We start from the raw sequence: 18,603 nt of genomic DNA on the forward strand, positions 1-18,603 counted from the left end.
CAAAAACGGAAAATCGAGCTTTGTATAGCTCCACGCAGAGACAGGCTACCAAAGACCTTTTCGTTTATTCAGTTGAAAGGATTAGGTAAAGATGATTTTCGTGCAAAACGTCAACAAAATCTATCCGCCTCACCGCCACGTGTTGCGCGATCTCTCTCTCGAGCTGAATGACGGAGATCGGCTCATTCTTTTAGGGCCAAATGGGGCTGGGAAGACGACCTTAATAAAGTGCATCATCGGGCTTACTGCACCGGACAGCGGCCGTATTTATGTAAATGGGGTGGATGTTGTCCGCAATCCGAATGGTGCGCGCGAGTCGATTGCGGTCGTGTTTGAAGAAGCCGACAACTCCTATTCATATTTAAATGTCTTTGAAAATCTCTTGTATTTTGGTTTGTTAAACAAGTGGAGCCGTTACGAAGCGAAGCGAAGGGCCGAACAAATCATGGCCATGTTGAATCTGACCCCCTACGCGGATCGTCTGGCCCAAGCCCTTTCGCGAGGGATGAAACAAAAATTGGCGTTTGCGATCGCCTTAATGAAAGGAGCGCCGTTTTTGTTCCTTGATGAGCCGACTCTTGGCCTTGATGTTGAGTCGCAGCATCATATTCGAGCGCTGTTGACGGAAAAACACAACTGGTGGAACGCCGTCCTCATTACGACCCATGACATTCCGTTTGCCCACGCCGTCGGAAATCAATTTGTATTTATCAAAGATGGAACCATCATTTGGCGGGGAACAAAGGAACATTTTTCAACTCCAGCTGACTTGGAAACTCATTTTTTAGCGGCGATTCGTTCCTATCAATTCTCCCAAGAGGTTGGTGATTGAATAATGGAGGCCGCTTTGCAGTATTGTTTTTCAGATACTGTCGATGCGCAAATTCACGAACATCCATTGGCAACCAAACAAAAATAGACAAACCTTATTAAATCAAGTCTTCTTTGATTCGGCAAATCCGCCATGTCGTCTAGGGAGGTGGGGTGATTGCTCCGGCAAATTTTTCGTGTTGTATCGGCGTCGTTTTTGAAAAAAAGAGCAGAGTATCGCCGATATTGGTTCGATTTTACTGTTGGGCTGATTATTAAATTTGTCTTTTTTTTCGGTACGCTGTACGCAAGCCCCATCCAGACGGGAAAAGAGGCGGCGGTCAAGCTAGCCGGTTTCAGCCTTTGGTACTTAAGCGCTCATTTGATCGCAAAGCTTGGCAACAGCGCAATCGAAGAAGCGTATCTCGGCACCGCAGAGCAAGTGCTTTCAACGAAGACTCCTCCATGGCAAATTTTGATCGGCGTAGTGGTCGCGGAAGTCGCGTTGTCGTTCGCGTGGGTGGCGCTTTTTTTCCTTTGTGCCGCCTTGATCATTGGATTTTCCGAAATTGTTTCGGGAGCATTGTCCATCGTAACGGAAATCGTCGTATTTGGTGGAGTGAGTCTAATCGTCATGACGGGGATCGGCGTGTTCATTTTAGGACTGTCACTCCGCTTAAAGCAAGTCGGGGCCGTTACTGAGGTGCTTCTTTACTATTTATTAATCTTCTCAGGGTTTTTTCTATCTTCGAATCGATTACCAGCCGCCTTTCATATTCTCAACTCCCTTTCTCCTCTTTCTTGGGCTGTACAAGGAATGGGCGCAGGATGGCGCGCGTTCTTTCCCGCGTTCGGCGTCTCGCTATTGTGGCTCGCCATCGGCTCATTCGTCTTAAGACAACAATGGAACTGGGCGAGGAAGAATGGAAAAATAGGAAGCTACGTATAACGAAAAGACAGGTTGAAGCGGCCCCCACAGCTGATCGGTTTTTATATGTAATTCAATATCTCACGCGGCGCAAAATCATTGATGCTCTGCAATTCTTCCTTGCTCCACCATTTTACCTGTTGCCATGCATCCTTTTCGTCTTTCGTCATATTTTCGAACGATAATCTCGTATCCGATGGAATCGTGATTTTGTAATAAATCTCTCGACTAACAAAAGGACCTTGTTTCCCATCGATCCATACATCGAGTTGAAATAGGGGTTCGCCGACAAGGTCGACAACAATGCCTAGTTCTTCGTATAACTCTCTTTTTAACGCTTCCGCCGGGGTCTCATTTTCTTCAATCCCTCCCCCTGGAGTCACCCATAACACCTTGTTTCCTACCACATCGCGAAATTCAAATCGCTGAAGAAGAATTTCATTCCGTTCATTGATGATCACGGCTCTAGAACATTGGCGTATCTTCATAAAAGGTTGCCCCCCTATATCGATGATCGTTTTGATCGACTCATTCGTATTATTTTATCATATTTCACCATATTTCCTCTATCCCTTCCCCTATCGGTTTTTTCCGGTGGGGAGCGGCGCTGCCGATCGAGCGGTTTTGTATGCCGCAAAAACAAAGCAGAGGGAATCCTCTCCCTCTGCCTTGTTGTTTCATTATCGAGCGGCGACCGATTCTCTTGCTTTTTTCACCAGATCGAAGCGGTCGGCGTTCATGACTTTCACCCACGCGTTGATGAAATCGCGGACAAATTTTTCTTGGTTGTCGTCTTGGGCGTAAAATTCGGCGTAAGAGCGGAGGATGGAGTTCGATCCGAAAATGAGATCGACCCGGGTCGCTGTCCACCGCACTTGGCCGGTTTTCCGGTCGCGGATTTCGTAAATGCCGCCGTCGGTCGGCACCCATTCATAGTCCATATCCAACAGGTTGACGAAGAAGTCGTTGGTCAGCACCCCGATGCGATCGGTAAACACGCCGTGGGGCAAATCGCGATAGTTCGCGCCCAACACGCGCAAGCCGCCAATTAAGACCGTCATTTCTGGACCCGTCAGCCCAAGGAGCTGGGCTTTGTCGATGAGCAGTTCTTCCGGCGGGACGCTGTATTCTTGTTTTTGATAGTTGCGGAAGCCGTCCGCAAACGGTTCTAATACGGCAAAGCTTTCGACGTCCGTTTGTTCTTGCGTCGCATCGCCGCGGCCAGGGAAAAATGGCACTTTGACGTCAAAACCAGCGTCGCGGGCCGCTTTTTCGACCGCAGCGCTGCCGCCGAGGACGATCAAGTCGGCGATGCTTACTTTTTTCGGCAGTTCGCGTTGGATGTCCTCGTAGATGGACAGCACGTTGGCGAGCCGCTCCGGTTCGTTCACTTCCCAGTCTTTTTGCGGGGCGAGACGGATGCGGGCGCCGTTGGCTCCGCCGCGTTTGTCGGAATGGCGGAACGTGCTGGCTGAGGCCCAAGCCGTTTTGACCAACTCGCTGACGGTCAGCCCGGAGTTCAAAATTTTCGCTTTGATTTCTTCGATCTCCGCTTCCGTCAGTTCGTAATCGACTTCTGGAATCGGGTCTTGCCAAATGAAATCTTCCTCCGGAACTTCCGGACCGAGATATCTCGTTTTCGGCCCCATATCTCTATGGGTGAGCTTAAACCACGCCCGGGCGAACGCCTCGGCGAATTCTTCCGGGTTTTGGTGGAACCGGCGGGCGATTTTTTCGTATTCCGGGTCAAACCGCAGCGCCAAATCGGTCGTCATCATCATCGTCGGCACTTTTTTCGACGGGTTCTCGGCATCCGGCGCCAAGTCGTTTTCATCCGGGTCGACCGCCATCCATTGCCATGCTCCGGCCGGGCTCTTCGTCAGCCACCAGTCATAGCCAAACAGCATGTCAAAGTACGAGGTATCCCACTGGGTTGGCGTCGGCGTCCAGGCGCCTTCAATGCCGCTTGTGATCGTATCGCTCCCTTTCCCTTTTCCGTAAGAGCTGATCCATCCCAGCCCTTGCGCTTCAATCGGGGCGGCTTCCGGCTCAGGACCGACGTGCGTGGCGGGGCCGGCGCCGTGCGCTTTTCCGAACGTATGACCGCCGGCGATCAAGGCGACCGTTTCTTCATCGTTCATCCCCATGCGGCGGAACGTCTCGCGGATATCGCGCGCCGCTGCTTTTGGATCCGGCTTGCCGTCCGGCCCTTCTGGGTTGACGTAGATTAACCCCATTTGCACCGCGGCGAGCGGGTTTTCGAGCTCGCGATCGCCGGAATAGCGTTCAGAGGCGAGCCACTCTTTTTCCGATCCCCAATACACGTCTTCTTCCGGATGCCAGACGTCAACGCGGCCGCCGCCAAACCCGATCGTTTTTCCGCCCATCGATTCAATGGCGACATTGCCTGCCAAAATGAACAAATCGGCCCAAGAGATTTTGTTCCCATATTTCTTTTTGATCGGCCATAACAGCCGACGCGCTTTATCCAAGTTGGCGTTGTCCGGCCAGCTGTTTAACGGCGCAAAGCGCTGCGTGCCTGTCGACGCGCCGCCGCGGCCGTCGCCGATGCGATACGTCCCCGCCGAATGCCAAGCCATGCGGATCATTAACGGCCCGTAATGGCCATAGTCGGCCGGCCACCAGTCTTGGCTTTCGGTCATCAGTTTCCGCAAATCTTCTTTTAACGCCCAGTAGTCCAGCTTTGCAAATTCTTGCGCGTAATCAAAATCTTCATCATGAGGGTTCGTCTTCCGGTCGTGCTGGTGAAGAATGCTTACATTCAGCTGATTCGGCCACCAGTCTTTGTTCGTTGTCCGATTGGATGATTGATTGGTGATGCTCCCGTGGTATGGGCATTTCGAAGCTTGTTGTGGGTGTTGATGTTCCATTTTCTCTTCCCCTTCCTATTCAAATTTCATCATGCCTTCCTCGCGGCTGTCTTGGCAACGAATATTGATAATTACTAGCACATTAAAATTATAATAAATTAATATTTAATAGTAAAGTATAAAAATTGTTTTTTAGTATAAAATCTTTCTATATTTGACCACAACATCCCATTCCATGAAGATGGACCATTCTCAATAAAGGAAATTTAAGTCTTGACAAATTTCTCCTGATCAAAGATAATACAAGAACAGGAACATATATTCGGTGTTGTAGTTTGTATTGATGCTGAATGAATGACAGAAGCTTAGGATGAAGCAGCATGAGATGAGAGCGTTTCACAGGAAGGGGGAATATAAACTGCCATGGCAGCAACTAGTCCATCCATGGTTTCGCTTTTGCGGAACCGGTTTATTCAAACCATTATGACAGCCGGGCTATTTATTCAAATCGGCATTTGGATTCGCAATTTTGCCGTTTTATTGTTTGTGACCGAGAAAACAAATGGTGATGCGCTGGCTGTCTCGCTCATTTCAGTGGCTGAGTTCGCCCCTATTTTTATCTTTTCTTTTATCGGCGGAACGTTTGCCGACCGATGGCGTCCGAAGCGGACGATGATTTGGTGCGATCTTTTCAGCGCACTCTCCATTTTTGCGATCCTGCTCGCACTTTTGTTTGGCACATGGAAGATGGTGTTTCTTGCGACCTTCGTTTCAGCGGTTTTATCCCAATTTTCACAGCCTTCAGGGATGAAACTATTTAAGGTGCATGTTCCAAGCGAACAAATGCAAGGGGGCATGTCGCTGTTTCAGACAATGATGGCCATTTTCGTCGTCATCGGTCCCATTATGGGGACATTCATCTTCCAACAATTCGGCATCTACGTTTCCATGGCGATGGTCGGATTTTGCTTTTTGGCATCCGCTCTGATCTTGACGCTGTTGCCGCCGGACCGGACTGAAGAGCGCGCTGGGAACACGACCTCTTTATGGGAGGAGATGAAGCAGGGCTTTCGCTATGTATGGTCGCGCAAAATCCTCCTCACACTCGGTGGCGGGTTTATGGCCGCGGGATTCGCGATGGGCTTGATTCAACCATTGGCCGTATTTCTTGTCACGGAGCGGCTCGGGATGGAAGAAAGCGATTTGCAATGGCTGTTTGCCGCCCACGGGGCAGCGATGATGATCGGCGGCGGCATGGCGATGGCCCTCTCCCATCGAATCGGACCTCACGTTTTGCTGATGCTCGGAATGGGGAGCCTTGCCGTCGGCATTTTTGTCATGGGGTGGTCAACGCTGTTTTGGCTTACCTTATTGGCCGAGTTTATCGCTGGCTTTTTCATGCCGGCGCTGCATATCGGCATTAACACGATTGTGATGAGCCATACGGAAGCAGCGTTTATTGGCCGGGTCAACGGCATTTTGACCCCGCTGTTCATGGGGGCAATGGTCACAACGATGAGCTTGGCGGGGATGCTAAAAGAATGGCTTTCTCTCGTTGTGATCTATCAAATCTCGGCCGCCTTGTTTGTGGTTGGCATCGTCGTCATGCTGCCGATGTTTCGGATGCTGCAGCCAGCGAAGACAAAATCATGGTAAGACAGAAGCATCAGCTGCTCGGTCATTGGCGTTCGGGCAGCTGATGTTGTTGACACCAAGGTTTCCAACCGTCATCGGTAAATGGCTTCTCTACCTTCATGACCGCTCTTTCTTCTTCATATGTTCGATCGTTCGTTGAATTCCTTCTTCATACGGGGTTCTGGGCACGGGCCCGATTTCCCGCTCGTATTTTTCCCCGCTCAGCACCACGGGTTCTTCATTTAGATACATCATCTCCACCATTTCTCTCATTCCTTTATGAAAAAGCCCTAAAAAGGCGATCATGCCTTTGCCCACTGTAGCGACTTTCTTGGAATATCCGGTGGCTCTTCTTGCGATTTCAACGATTTCGTGCCCGGAAATGACATCACAAGCGGGAATATTCCAATGACTTCCATATGCGGAGCCGCGAAGAGAGAGTTCGACTGCCGCTTTGGCTCCATCCGGGGTATAGATAAATTCCCGCTTCACATCCATACGACCGACATATTGCGCGTTTCGCCCGGAAAGCATGCCTTGCAAGGTGAAGTGCATCAAGGTATTTTCGGCGTTAGGTCCATAAAAATCAGGAAAATGGCAAATAAGAGTCGGCACTCCTCTCTGATGCGCTTCTACAAGCATCTTATTCAGTTGCAAGCGAATTTTTCCTTTCCTAGTATGGGGGTTTTTCGGGGTATCTTCTGTTACCTTCCTCCCTGGGCTGCGCCCATAAGCATAAATGTTGTCGATGAAAACAATCTTCGCCCCGCTTCCTTCCGCTGCCTTCAGCACATTTTTCATGATGATCGGATGACCTTTAGGCCATTCCGGATAGGGGATGTTAATCGCATGAAAGATCACATCGACATCTTTGCATGCCTTGTTCAGGTCATCCTCGCGAAACACATCTCCTAAACAAATTTCCACGTCCTTCATTGTTCCAAACCTCTGCTGCATCTTATCCTGTGAACGGGCAAAGGCCCTGACAGGGATTCCTCTTGATGCGAGCTCCTGAACGAGGGCATAGCCCATTCCGCCTGATGCGCCAAGCACGACCGCTTTTCTCACACGTTTGCGCCCCTTTCACCCTGGGCCACTGTTTCATGATCTCCACACGAGACCATCAATGTCTCATGCCATCGTTTGGCCCATGCCTCTTTCTCTAAAAAACTCTTTTGATCGCCTATTCCCCCATTGTGTGTTATATTCGCCATCTTCCTTCCTTATTCCTTTCACGGCCCAGTCGATATTTTATTGGAACATATAAAAAAGTGCGTATGGCTCGCGGTCTGGATGATGATCGTCACAATCCTTGTCACTTCACATAAAAGCTCGCTCCATCCATCCACTCTATTTCGTCATAGCGCTTGAGGTCGCGCACAAGCTGAAACAACGCCTCATCTTTTTGTTTCGCTTCGATCATGCAGTCAAGCTGCCGAACGGTGCCTTTGACTTCCTGCAAAAAGCGGATGAACATCTCAGCATCGATAAAATCGTGATGGGCGCGGAACTGTCTGTCGCTTTTTGGGCTTGAGAGATGCATTTTCATCGGCAACGGCGAGTGGCGCCATGTCGCCACGATCCGTTCCCAGTCTGGCCGCCAGTCTTCTTCGTTGTGATTGGCGAGATGGTGGTGCAAATCAAAAACGAGCGGCACGCCGAGTTTTTCGCATGCATAGAGAGCATCGCGCAGCGTAAACACCGTATCATCATTTTCAAACATGATCATCCGCTGCAACGAGATGGGGATGTACGCCCAATTATGGATCAGCTGCTCCAACGCCTTTTCTTTGTCGCCATACCCGCCGCCAAGATGGAGCACGCAGCGGTGTTCTACGTCAATCCCCATTCCGCGCAACAGTTCTCGATGCAGATGCAGCGTGCGCAATGAAGTGCGAAACACATCGGCATCAGGGGAATTCAGCACAACAAAATGCTCCGGGTGGAAATCAAGCCGCATCGGATACTCACGCAAAAACAGCGCGATCGATCGCAACGCTTCACGGATCGGAGCGAGATAATCCCACCCGTCTAGCTCTGGATGATTGGCAAGCGGAATAAGCCGCGAACTGAGACGGAAAAAATGGATGTCATGCGCCTTGTTATGTTTGAGCAAGCGAAGGCAGTTTTCGACATTGGAGATGGCGATCCGCTCAAGCTTGCGAATCGCCGCCTCGCGATCGCGAATGGCGCGAAACTGCGCCGCGGTCATCGTTTGAGAGGGAGAGCAATGAGGGACATGCACGCTCATAGCGGCATAGCCGAGCCGGACAACGGTCATAACAATGTTCCTCCGTTCTATCCATCGATTGCCGCTGGTTAGTATACCCGACCTGACCGCTGTCTATGAACGACCCCCCTTTTTCAAGAGCCGACACAATGACACATGGGCAAGGGCAATCGTACAAGCTATTCTAAACACAATTCAATAAGATAAATCAAACCATACAGAAAGGGATGAGAGCGAATTGAATATTGAAGGAAAGCACATCATCATTGATGCCTTTGAGTGCGATCCTGCTCGGCTCAATCATATTGTCCACTTGGAACAATTGCTTGCCAAAGCGGCACAAGAAGCGGGCATGACCGTGTTGTATTCGTATTTTCATCCATTCCAACCACAAGGAATCACCGGCATGCTCGTCTTATCCACTTCCCATCTTTCCGTGCACACATGGCCGGAGGAACGGTATGCGTCATTCGATTTCTACACATGCGGGGAACACGACCCAACGGACCAAGTGGAGTGTCTGTTAAAAGGAATCGGAGCAAAAAGAGCCGTCATTTACGCTGTCCCACGGGGAAGAGCAACACCCCAACTGATTTGCGGCAAGGAAGTGAACTCTTTTGATCCCAGGCCTGCCCTGCATACACAACATGGCAGTGCCATTGCCCGCGGGGACAAGTGGGACCAAATTGGGCTGAAAGAACTGCTGCGTCACCCACATACAAGCTTGTTCCAAGAAAAAAGCGCCTTTCAACACATCCACCTAATTGAAGCAACGGATGTCAGAATGTACTTAGACGAGCAGCTGCAGTTCAGCTCTCTCGATGAACGGATTTACCATGAGGCGCTTGTTCATCCTATCTTCACTTTCGCTCCGAATCGCGAACGGGTGCTCATTTTAGGTGGCGGCGACGGTTTGGCGCTCAGAGAGGTGCTCAAATACGACGATGTCAAACATGTTGACCTTGTTGATTTAGACCCTTTTGTATTGCATGCGGCGAAGCATGTCAAACGTTTAGCGGATTTGAACCAATACTCACTCCATGACCGCCGTGTCACCATTCATCCTCAGAACGCAGTCGACTTTCTTGCTTCCCGTCCCGCCCCGTACCCCATCATTATCATTGATTTTCCAGATCCGACCGATCCAACAACCAGCGATTTGTATACAACCGAATTTTACACCCTGTTGCGTGATTCTCTCGCTGAAGAAGGGGTGTTTGTCTGTCAATCTTCTTCTCCTGAAGATACGCCTATCGTCTTTTGGAGCATAGGGAAAACCATCGAAAGCGCAGGATTTCAAATCCTTAGTTACCATACGATTGTTCCCTCCTTTGGAGATTGGGGGTTCCATATCGGGGCCAACGCTTCTATTTCGTGGAAACATCAGCGCCCACCAATATCTTGCCCTACCTTGCCGGCTGATCTGAAGACATTATTAGAGTTTCCTCCTAATATTCTGGAAAAGAAAAAAATGGCTTTTGTCAATTCCAAGCAACATTCCATCTTGCACCATGTATTTCATCAGGAGTATGCATAGCCTCCATATCGGCCGCATAATGCGGCCGATTAGAAAAAAATGCGGCACGGGATCAGCCTGCCGCCTTTTTTTTGTTAAAGCGCTCTCTCCAGATTGGAATCAACGACCATCACTTTTACCTATATTTACATTACACGGGCTTTGTACTCTAACATCTGACAGGGTTCATGGAAAGATCATAACACCGTTTCATATCGGTCATGGATGCGCACACGCCCCGTTTTTTCACGCCTTTTTTGGTTCAGACGAGGCTTCGATGCGTCCTTCTAACGTATGGACAGAAAACATGAACAGGCATATGACCTGCCGAGACATTTGCCTCTTGTTTTACTGCACTTTTCCTTTGTCAGCTCATATTCATGCAGGCTCTATTGCTTGCTGGGAAATGTTGGTCATCCAATGCTCGGAATAACCCCGCCGCCTTTCTCCCGTGCATCCATTTCCCTTTTGGACGATCATCTATGGCGAACAAATGCGGATTTTGCAGAAATTGCACGAATAGCACAGGACAAGATGATTTTAGGACACATATATATACAGTACAAACAAGCTATATAGACATATATAGACAATGGAAAGAGATGAACGGAACAAAAGAAATCGGAAAAACGCGAAAGGAGTGATGTCTATTACATCAGCTATGGTCCTCTTTGCCTTTTTCTTTACGATCATGCTCATTTACTGGCGCCCTAAAGGAATGAATGAGGCCATTCCCGCAACCATCGGTGCGCTAATCGTCATCGCCAGCGGAGCGGTGAACGCGTCTCATCTCATGGATATTAGCATCAAAGTAAGCGGGGCGGCCATGACCATCATTTCAACTCTTGTCATGGCACTTGTGCTCGAAAGCATCGGTTTTTTTCATTGGATTGCCTCTCTTCTTGCCCAGCGTTCCAATGGGTCAGGGATTCGGTTATTTTGGTACACCAACGCTCTTTGTTTTCTGATGACGCTTTTTTTTAACAATGACGGCAGCATCATGATCACGACGCCGATTTTACTGTTGCTTTTAAACAGCTTTCAGCTGAAAAAACATCAGAAATTACCGTATCTCATCAGCGGGGCGTTGATTGCCACCGCCTCGAGCGCCCCGATCGGCGTAAGTAACATGGTCAATTTAATTTCATTAAAAATCATCGATATGAACTTATACATGCAGACAGCGATGATGTTTGTTCCCTCAGTGCTTGGGCTGTTGTTTTTGCTGGGGTTGTTGTTTCTCGTTTTTTATCACGATATCCCGAAAACATTGCCACCAATGGCGGTTCCTATTACTCCCCTCTCGTTTTTTCATCATCCTTTGCAGAACCGTTCCGCCTACGATGAGATGAAAGTATCGGAAAACAAAATGAAGATGATTCTTCTGTTCGTGCTAACCATCCGGTTGAGCCTGTTTGCCGCTTCATACATGCATATTCCCATTGAAGTGGTCGCGCTCACAGGATCATGTGTACTATTAGGATGGCGGTGGTATGCTTTAAAGATGAGCCCATACGATGTATTAAGAAAAGCACCTTGGCACATTCTTATGTTTGCTTTCGGGATGTATGTCATCATTTACGGCCTGAACCACATCGGGTTGAGCCATTATGTGACAAAGCTGTCGGGATTGCATGCGTCGGATATGTTTTCATCGATGTTTGTCATGGGATCGATGCTGTCTGTTTTATCCAATCTATTTAATAACCATCCTGCCCTCATGATTGGAACCTTGGCGTTGACAGAAATGAACATAGATCCGCTTATTGCCAAGGCCGCTTACGCCTCCATGATCATCGGCAGCGATATCGGTTCGCTCCTCTTGCCGACGGGAACGCTCGCTACCTTGCTATGGATGCATATTTTACATCAACATCGCTGTCCCGTTTCATGGACAGCCTATATCAGAATTACTTTGCTCGTTATTCCACTGACTGTTGTCTTTACGCTGGCCATGCTGTATAGTTGGATTTCCATTCTATTTATGTAAACCCATAAAAAATCCCTCCTTTGCTTCATGACGCTAGGAGGGATTTTTTGCATACCAACACAGTAGTGAAACGCTGCTCAGTCGAATGTGCCACGCGCCATCCTGTAAACCCATTTCTGTTTGGAATAGGGAGAAAGTCGGTGATGCGCATGTAAATCTCCGGTTCATTGTACAGCCTTGTTCGCTCCATTCTCTTGCTGCGTCCTCCTTCTTTATGGATCATCCTGATCGAGAAAACCCGCCCTCCTTAAACGAAGAAACCATAAGGAGGGGGTCAAGATGGAGAATGGACGGTCTTTAAATGAATCACCTTCCAATAAATCGAATCTCCACCCGCTGTGACAAGTTCGGCAATATTGTTTTGTACGCGCTTTAACAGGCCGATTTTCATCGGGTGATCACCCAAATCGAAAATGACTAATTGTCCTTCCATCTTTTTGAGCTGTTCCTCCAAGGACCGTTGCAGTGAAAGCGAAGTTGGCTGCACCGGCAGCACATCGTTTCCTAATGTGTAAGGCGTGATATTTTTCTGGTAAGGAGTCAACCATTTTAAATGATTCAGCGAAATGAGCATGGCTTTATAAACCGGTGAATAAAAAACGAAGTAATCATTGAACACATTGGTAATATAGCCATGGATTGATTTATTTCCAATGACATAAATTTCAACAAATCGACCTTTGGCATTTAATAACGTTTTTCGATAAGAGATTCCCGATTCTTCCTGCAACGGGACTTCTGGAAAAGGACTAGCGATTTCGAAAGAGGGATCGGTGTGGCGTTTAATGTAATGAATATGCAAATGGGGGACATACAAATATTCTTTTCCTGTATAGATCACCACAATATCCAACCCAAAGTCGACAAGAACCCCTTGAACCGTTGTCCCCCCGGAAATCTCCATTTTCACATGTTTTCCTAACAGTGTTTTTAATGGATCCATTGCCTCTCATCCTTTTTGATTTCAGGTGAATTCCGCCTGTTGCACGTTAGTCATGTTTGTGGTTTTGATCCTCTTTTTTCGGCTTCTCCTCATCTTTTTTCTTTGATTTTTCATGAGGGTCGCCTTTTTTCTCTTTATTCTTGTCTTCCTCGTGTTTTTTTATCTTGTGGTTTTCTTCCTTTCCTTTTTTCTCCTTTTCACTCTTCTCTTCTTTTGTCTCAGCGGAATCTGTTTTCTTGTCGTCTTTGGCCTTTTCCTCCCCCTTCTTTTTCTTTTCTTTCTCCTTCTTGTGCTGTTCGTCTTCCTTTTCCCCTTTTTTCTCCTGATGGGATGCTTGCGGCTCCTGCTGTTTTTGTTCTCCCTGGTTCTCGCCGTCTCCTTGGCGTTCTCCCGCCGTCACCGCTTGAAATGCTCCCTTGGGGCCGCAGCTGATGCTTTTGATGTGATGAGGATGAACTCGAATAATTTCATTTCCATTGACAATCGTATAATATCCGCTGCCGCCGGGAACAAGAATCCCTTCAATCGCTTCAGGTCCTCCTCGGTTTATGGCCACCCATGTATGCGTTAAATGGGCCAATAAATCTGACAAATTTTGCGCGTTGACATATGGAGGAGGAGAGAGCGTTTCCTGATGTGTAGAGGTGTCCTCTGGTGATGGAGAAACATCATCTGCCGATGATGGAGAGACGTTGTCCACCGCTTCATTTGCTGATGAGCCGGCTTCTGGTGCGGTTTCTTCACGTTTGATAGGCAGGCTGATACTTTTAATATGTTGAAGATGATAAAACACAACCCCATCATCCCGGGTGAACAGGACAATATGGTCGTCATTAACGCCTAATAATGTGCCTTGTTTGGATTCAGGACCACCTTGATTGACCTGAATATAAGCATCGACCAAATGTTGTAACAGTTCATGAAAGCAGCTGAATCCCGCGGGGATCTCCGTATCGGACGGGTTGGCCAAATCGGAAACAGAAGGGATCGAATTCTGTTTGGCGTTTTCGGTGATGCTTTGAACATGGTGCAGCGCATAATAAATGACGGATGACCCGTCCATAAGAGAAAGATAGTCGGATTGGACATCAAGCAATTTACCGGTTTTGGATTCCGGACCTCCACGATAAATGGTGACTGTCTTCCCAATTAACGGCGCCAATTCATCGTTGGAGCGCGAAGGGATGGAATGGTCATTCATGCCATATAACGTCATATCTCAATAACGCCTCCCTGTCTTTTTATCCATAAGGGGTGTTCATACTGTATATATACGTATCCTGTAAACATTATGCATAGGTCCATCGCCTAATATGAACAAATAAGCCCCCAACGTTGTTCCCCGGGAATCGGTCTTGCTGATGCAGCCAAGCCAGGAGACAGTTCTTGATTTCTTTGAATACGGGTTCAAAAGATCAGAGCCTCTCGTTCGCGTTCATTCATCTTCTCGTCTAATTGGTTATTCTCCCATTTACAGGAAATAGGTCGAAAAATAGTTATTCATCCGAATCATTTTTCCATAAATGATCATTTAATACATTAGTACCAAATATAAACTATTGGGAAAGGATGATAGATGAATGGTTTGTGTGTGCAATGGTGGGTTATTCCCGCAGTTGTTTTTTACGCAGTCTTCAACAGATTTGCCCATTACCATCCCCTTAACAGGAACAGCCGTCACGGAAGTGCTTCGTTTACAGCCGATTACTACCTTGAATGGTGATCTTGTCAAGCTTGATTCAATGGTTGAATTGGAATTGGCCGTATTGATACTAACCGGTGCAACCTTGACAGGCATCACGTATCGCTTAGAACGTTCAACGAACGGCGGAGCTTTTACGCCCATTGCATCGCTTGATGTCGAATCTCTGCTTCCTGTATTAGCAGCTGCCGCCACCACGACGCTGTTCCCGAACTTGACATGGGTCGATGTACCAGGCGTGGGCACGCATGTGTATCGTATTGTTATTGAAACGAACGGTGCAATTCTATCGACTTTGTTAAGCAGCATCACAGCTGAAACTCGCGCCTTGAATGCTCTTGTCGTCAGAAACGCGTAACGAATCAAAAGGGCTGACTCAATGACAGACATACCAACCATCATTGAGTCAGCTTGATTTTGCTTTATTGCTCCGAACAATTTGTGGAACACGAATCAGTCATGGTGGCAAAATCGGCCCTGCCGTGTAAGATGGATCAAGTCAAAGATGAATGATAATATGATTCAATGCTCGAACCCCTTGGGGAAACTGTTGGCAGAAGAAGAATCCTTCCATTTTGTAGGTCATTTGTTCTTCCCCCATTTCGAATTGGAATTGGAAATTGGAAAATGAAAGGCTTTGTCCTGGTTCAATTCGTGATACTCGAACCGGCTTTAACCAAAACTCCCCTTTCTCTTCCCCCATTTGCTCCGCTTGTTCGCTCATATAGTTCCACGACTCCATTACTAATGGATTAATACGTTGGTCATACTGAATCCCATCCCCTAATTTTGCTGACAAAGCGATGCGTTCTTTTGGGGTGACCCGTAAGCAGATGAAAGGATGGTCCAACGGGTTCGAACCCATATTGCGAATAATGAAGTTCGCCGCGACCGTCCCTTTATGTCCCTTTGCTTTCGGAAGCAATAATGAATAAGTGAAATAACAAATGGCTTGAATTCCATCATGCTTGTTCTGTTGAGGCAAACTTTTCATCTCTTTTAACGCTTGTTTGACAATGTGGAGCTCCTTCTCGATGGCCTGGATTTTACTTTCCATGTCCGCTAGACTGCTCATCTTATTCCCCCTTTTCTATCAATGTGTACACTGCCTATTCCCATGCCTAAATGGAGAGCAAAAATGGATCATGAAACTTTTTGTGTGTAACGATTCTTTTACTAATGTTATATGTATAAAAAAAGAGGAGTGATCTCCTCTTTTTTGTGGGACAAAAGAAACCATCTGTTTACATCATCGTTGGAAAGACAGCTGGGCATTGCGGCGGGAAGACATCCACAGGACATTCTTCTTCGCAGATGATTTCCGGACGAGGCTGGCAGAATCTTGCGGCGACTTCTAAAATGACTTCAAAGGTCACTACAATACTTTGGCAAATTCTTACTGAAATAGTGGCTGTAATGGCATCTCCATTTTGGGTAAAGGCACCGACACGGCAAATATTAAATGTATTTTGCGTAGCATTGCAACACACCGTTGTGCCTTCTGGAGCACAAAGGATCACTTCTTCGCTGGTCGTGATCAATGCGGGGTTGCTTAACACGGTGACTTGAGTGCCAGCCGCATTGGTTCCCACCACTTCTAAAACAACCTGAATGGTTTTGCTTAATGTAACCGCCTGCAATGTGACCGTTTGATCCCCCACCACACACTCAATATCGCGTCGTGGGGCATCTTCCGTACATTCTAAGAGGGTTAGGGAACAGTTCACCTGAGAAACAGTAATACCAGTCAACGAACCAACTGGGAAAGTAAAGGTAATATCTTGAGTGAGTTGCACGACGTGTGTCGTCCAGTCATATACCTTACAAACTTGGATACATTCGCGATCAAATTGTTGAGCAAATTGCTCTAAATTAATGGGCATACACAATAACCTTCCTTTCATTCATTTTTTTCAGGCTACTCTATAGTATGTTTCCAAATAAATATTGTTATGGTATTATAGCCCATTTATTCAATTATAACCCAAAAGTCATTATGTCATCATTAGGGCTGTTTTGCATATAATTGATTAAGGAACGGGCAATTTTCCCAAAAAATAGAAGGGGAAAGGAGGTGAAGGGATGGGCAGAGAGGATAAAACCCTTCAATTAGAACAAAAAATCATTCACCTAAAATCTGAACTAGGAAAATACAAAACCCTGCTCGCTTCACTAGGATCGAATCAACAACTCGACCGCCTGAACGAGCAAATCAACCAACTCATAATAGAAAATAACCAGCTTCACGAGAAATGCCAGTATTATCAGGATGCACTATCCATGCAAAACGCCGAGATCGAACGGCTCTCGACCGCGTTGGAAAGACTAGAGCAAGAAAACCGCTCATTGCGCGATGAAGTGGGACAATTAAGAGAAGAGAAAGCGCACTTGCACAAACAGGCCCAAGCTTATGAACAAAAAATGGAATCTTTAATGGCAGAGGCAGAAGTGTTGAGACAAAAACAAACCGAATGGGAAAAGGAAAAAACCAGCATGGAGGAACAACAGCGGTCGCTTGAACATGAACTCTCTGCCCAACGCTCATGGGTAGAGGAATGTCTTTCGTTCCAATCCACCTTACAATCATTTACATCTTGCATAGAAAGGATCGAGACGATGGAAACAGATTACGGTTTTTTGAAAGAAAACAACGATAAAATTTGGCGAGACGTTGAAGAACTAAAAAAAGCCTGGTTCACGCAAAAACGCGAAACAGATGAACTAAAAGAGGAAGTGCGCACATTAATCAAGAAACTGCACAGCATCGAGGAAAAATTGTCTGAACTGGCGCGAGAGGAGCAAAAAGACCTTCTGGTGTTACAAAAACATATTTTAAATCAAGAAGTTGAACTGGAATCCATTCTAGAAAAGACCTCCCGCTTCTCGAAGGAAATCGAACACCTATCCAAACAAATTTCCGATCTTACAGAAAAATGGAGCCTGAATATCAAAGAGTCTTCGGACAAAGAAATGGATGAATTAAAGGCTTTGTTATCGCAAGTAGTGCACTTGCTTATGTCCCAACATGAAGCACCCCGTGATGAGAAGCCAATGAAAACGTCCGACTTTCAGAAACAGACAGCCGTTAGGAAGAATGTAGAAAATCCTATGTCAACAGCCAACAGTTTTTTAAAATTGCAGGAATTCATTGATGAAACGAAACAACAAATCGTTGTCTCACCTACAAAAAAGAAAGAGCATCATTTACTCCATACGCCAACGGCCCATCTATCCCCTCAGAAATCGAGTCAGATCAAACGGGTGCGCATTGAATCCCATCCTTCCCATCACCATCGCCAGCCCTCTCGGCAGAAACCGTCGGAAGAGGATGATGACAAGTCTTCCAATCCAGCCATCTTAGCAGTATCATCCATCGATACACTTCATGAATATCTGGCCCGCTACTTTTTCATTGATGATCAGAATTGGATCGAGCCTGTCTGGGAACTCAACGATGTGATGATCCAAGAGGAGGCTTCATCGGAATGGGAAGAAGGGCAGCCGGATGACTTGAAACCCGCCAGCGTCAGACTCCGAATCAATAATGAAGAAAACGAAAACCAAGCAGAAAAAAACATTGCAACTATCCAAACACAACCGGAAGAAAGACGGACACACCATCAAGAAGTCGAATCACGGGAAGGATTCAAAAACAATCAAAATGAGCCCAACCTATGGCCAAATCAATCGGCCGATCCTATCGCTGAACCGGAACCTAATCCCAATAGCGTGCATGCATCCGCTTTTTCAGCAAAAGAGTCAGTCGGGCTCGTCCATACAAGCGCCGATTCTCGCCTCCCAAGCGATCCTCTCCCTAACATCGAAGCGGCTTCACAGGAGAGTATCGCTGACGAGAACGAACAGCTAAATGAAGAAGACATCAAAAGTAACAAATGGCGCTTTTTATCCTTGCTCAAAAAGGCTAAAATATTGCAATAGCTAAGATGAGAGGCTGGGACACTCCCCCGCCTCTTCTACTTTACCCCCAAAACATCGCCCTTCCCTTTTCCATGAGTCA

15 protein-coding genes are annotated in these 18,603 nt (G+C 47.1%); 7 read left to right on the forward strand and 8 right to left on the reverse strand.

Translation table 11 applies throughout. From position 1 onward, the window contains the following. The first annotated feature begins 91 nt into the window (after window positions 1-91). Together ETC05_RS11960 and ETC05_RS11965 are read left to right on the forward strand one after the other, a co-directional pair. Complete coding sequence (locus ETC05_RS11960) at window positions 92-832, forward strand: ABC transporter ATP-binding protein (RefSeq protein ID WP_171661073.1); 741 nt, start codon at window positions 92-94, stop codon at window positions 830-832. Window positions 833-988: 156 nt separating this feature from the next. Next, the gene (locus ETC05_RS11965; protein WP_171661074.1) at window positions 989-1,759 is read left to right on the forward strand and encodes an ABC transporter permease; all 771 of its coding nucleotides are present in this window, start codon (window positions 989-991) and stop codon (window positions 1,757-1,759) included. 41 nt (window positions 1,760-1,800) lie between these two features. Here the strand turns inward: ETC05_RS11965 and ETC05_RS11970 are convergent, their stop codons facing one another. Both ETC05_RS11970 and katG read right to left on the reverse strand, forming a co-directional pair. Next, the gene (locus ETC05_RS11970; RefSeq protein ID WP_171661075.1) at window positions 1,801-2,226 is read right to left on the reverse strand and encodes an NUDIX hydrolase; all 426 of its coding nucleotides are present in this window, start codon (window positions 2,224-2,226) and stop codon (window positions 1,801-1,803) included. A gap of 192 nt (window positions 2,227-2,418) precedes the next feature. Further along, window positions 2,419-4,629, reverse strand: coding sequence for a catalase/peroxidase HPI (gene katG / locus ETC05_RS11975; protein ID WP_171661076.1), 2,211 nt, complete (start codon window positions 4,627-4,629; stop codon window positions 2,419-2,421). A 363-nt stretch (window positions 4,630-4,992) separates the two neighbouring features. Between katG and ETC05_RS11980 the strand changes: the two genes are divergently transcribed. Continuing rightward, complete coding sequence (locus ETC05_RS11980; protein ID WP_031409542.1) at window positions 4,993-6,225, forward strand: MFS transporter; 1,233 nt, start codon at window positions 4,993-4,995, stop codon at window positions 6,223-6,225. 96 nt (window positions 6,226-6,321) lie between these two features. Here the strand turns inward: ETC05_RS11980 and ETC05_RS11985 are convergent, their stop codons facing one another. Next, window positions 6,322-7,272 (reverse strand): SDR family NAD(P)-dependent oxidoreductase, encoded by a 951-nt coding sequence (locus ETC05_RS11985; protein ID WP_031409544.1) that lies wholly within the window; start codon window positions 7,270-7,272, stop codon window positions 6,322-6,324. 247 nt (window positions 7,273-7,519) lie between these two features. Further along, on the reverse strand, window positions 7,520-8,485 hold the full coding sequence (uvsE, locus tag ETC05_RS11990; protein ID WP_171661077.1) for a UV DNA damage repair endonuclease UvsE: 966 nt from the start codon (window positions 8,483-8,485) through the stop codon (window positions 7,520-7,522). A 187-nt stretch (window positions 8,486-8,672) separates the two neighbouring features. Between uvsE and speD the strand changes: the two genes are divergently transcribed. After that, the gene (speD, locus tag ETC05_RS11995) at window positions 8,673-9,971 is read left to right on the forward strand and encodes an adenosylmethionine decarboxylase (RefSeq protein WP_171661078.1); all 1,299 of its coding nucleotides are present in this window, start codon (window positions 8,673-8,675) and stop codon (window positions 9,969-9,971) included. Between the two features lie 622 nt (window positions 9,972-10,593). Continuing rightward, window positions 10,594-11,940, forward strand: a complete 1,347-nt coding sequence (locus ETC05_RS12000) for an arsenic transporter (RefSeq protein WP_171661079.1) — start codon at window positions 10,594-10,596, stop codon at window positions 11,938-11,940. 274 nt (window positions 11,941-12,214) lie between these two features. Here the strand turns inward: ETC05_RS12000 and ETC05_RS12005 are convergent, their stop codons facing one another. Together ETC05_RS12005 and ETC05_RS12010 are read right to left on the reverse strand one after the other, a co-directional pair. Further along, window positions 12,215-12,883, reverse strand: coding sequence for a hypothetical protein (locus ETC05_RS12005; RefSeq protein WP_031409553.1), 669 nt, complete (start codon window positions 12,881-12,883; stop codon window positions 12,215-12,217). A gap of 46 nt (window positions 12,884-12,929) precedes the next feature. Then, entirely contained in the window at window positions 12,930-14,099 is a 1,170-nt protein-coding gene (locus ETC05_RS12010) for a hypothetical protein (protein ID WP_051870823.1), read from the reverse strand. A 364-nt stretch (window positions 14,100-14,463) separates the two neighbouring features. On the opposite strand from ETC05_RS12010, the gene ETC05_RS12015 reads away from it, so the two are divergent. After that, the gene (locus ETC05_RS12015; RefSeq protein ID WP_171661080.1) at window positions 14,464-14,943 is read left to right on the forward strand and encodes a hypothetical protein; all 480 of its coding nucleotides are present in this window, start codon (window positions 14,464-14,466) and stop codon (window positions 14,941-14,943) included. Between the two features lie 141 nt (window positions 14,944-15,084). On the opposite strand, the gene ETC05_RS12020 is transcribed toward ETC05_RS12015, so the two are convergent. Further along, on the reverse strand, window positions 15,085-15,660 hold the full coding sequence (locus ETC05_RS12020) for a hypothetical protein (RefSeq protein WP_171661081.1): 576 nt from the start codon (window positions 15,658-15,660) through the stop codon (window positions 15,085-15,087). Window positions 15,661-15,829: 169 nt separating this feature from the next. Then, entirely contained in the window at window positions 15,830-16,468 is a 639-nt protein-coding gene (locus tag ETC05_RS12025) for a BMQ_0737 family morphogenetic spore coat protein (protein WP_171661082.1), read from the reverse strand. Window positions 16,469-16,667: 199 nt separating this feature from the next. Between ETC05_RS12025 and ETC05_RS12030 the strand changes: the two genes are divergently transcribed. Beyond that, a complete protein-coding gene (locus tag ETC05_RS12030; RefSeq protein WP_171661083.1) occupies window positions 16,668-18,524 on the forward strand; it encodes a hypothetical protein in 1,857 nt (618 codons plus the stop codon). Window positions 18,525-18,603 lie beyond the last annotated feature (79 nt).

It is taken from the genome of Geobacillus sp. BMUD (genome assembly GCF_013096845.1).
Classification (GTDB): domain Bacteria; phylum Bacillota; class Bacilli; order Bacillales; family Anoxybacillaceae; genus Geobacillus; species Geobacillus vulcani.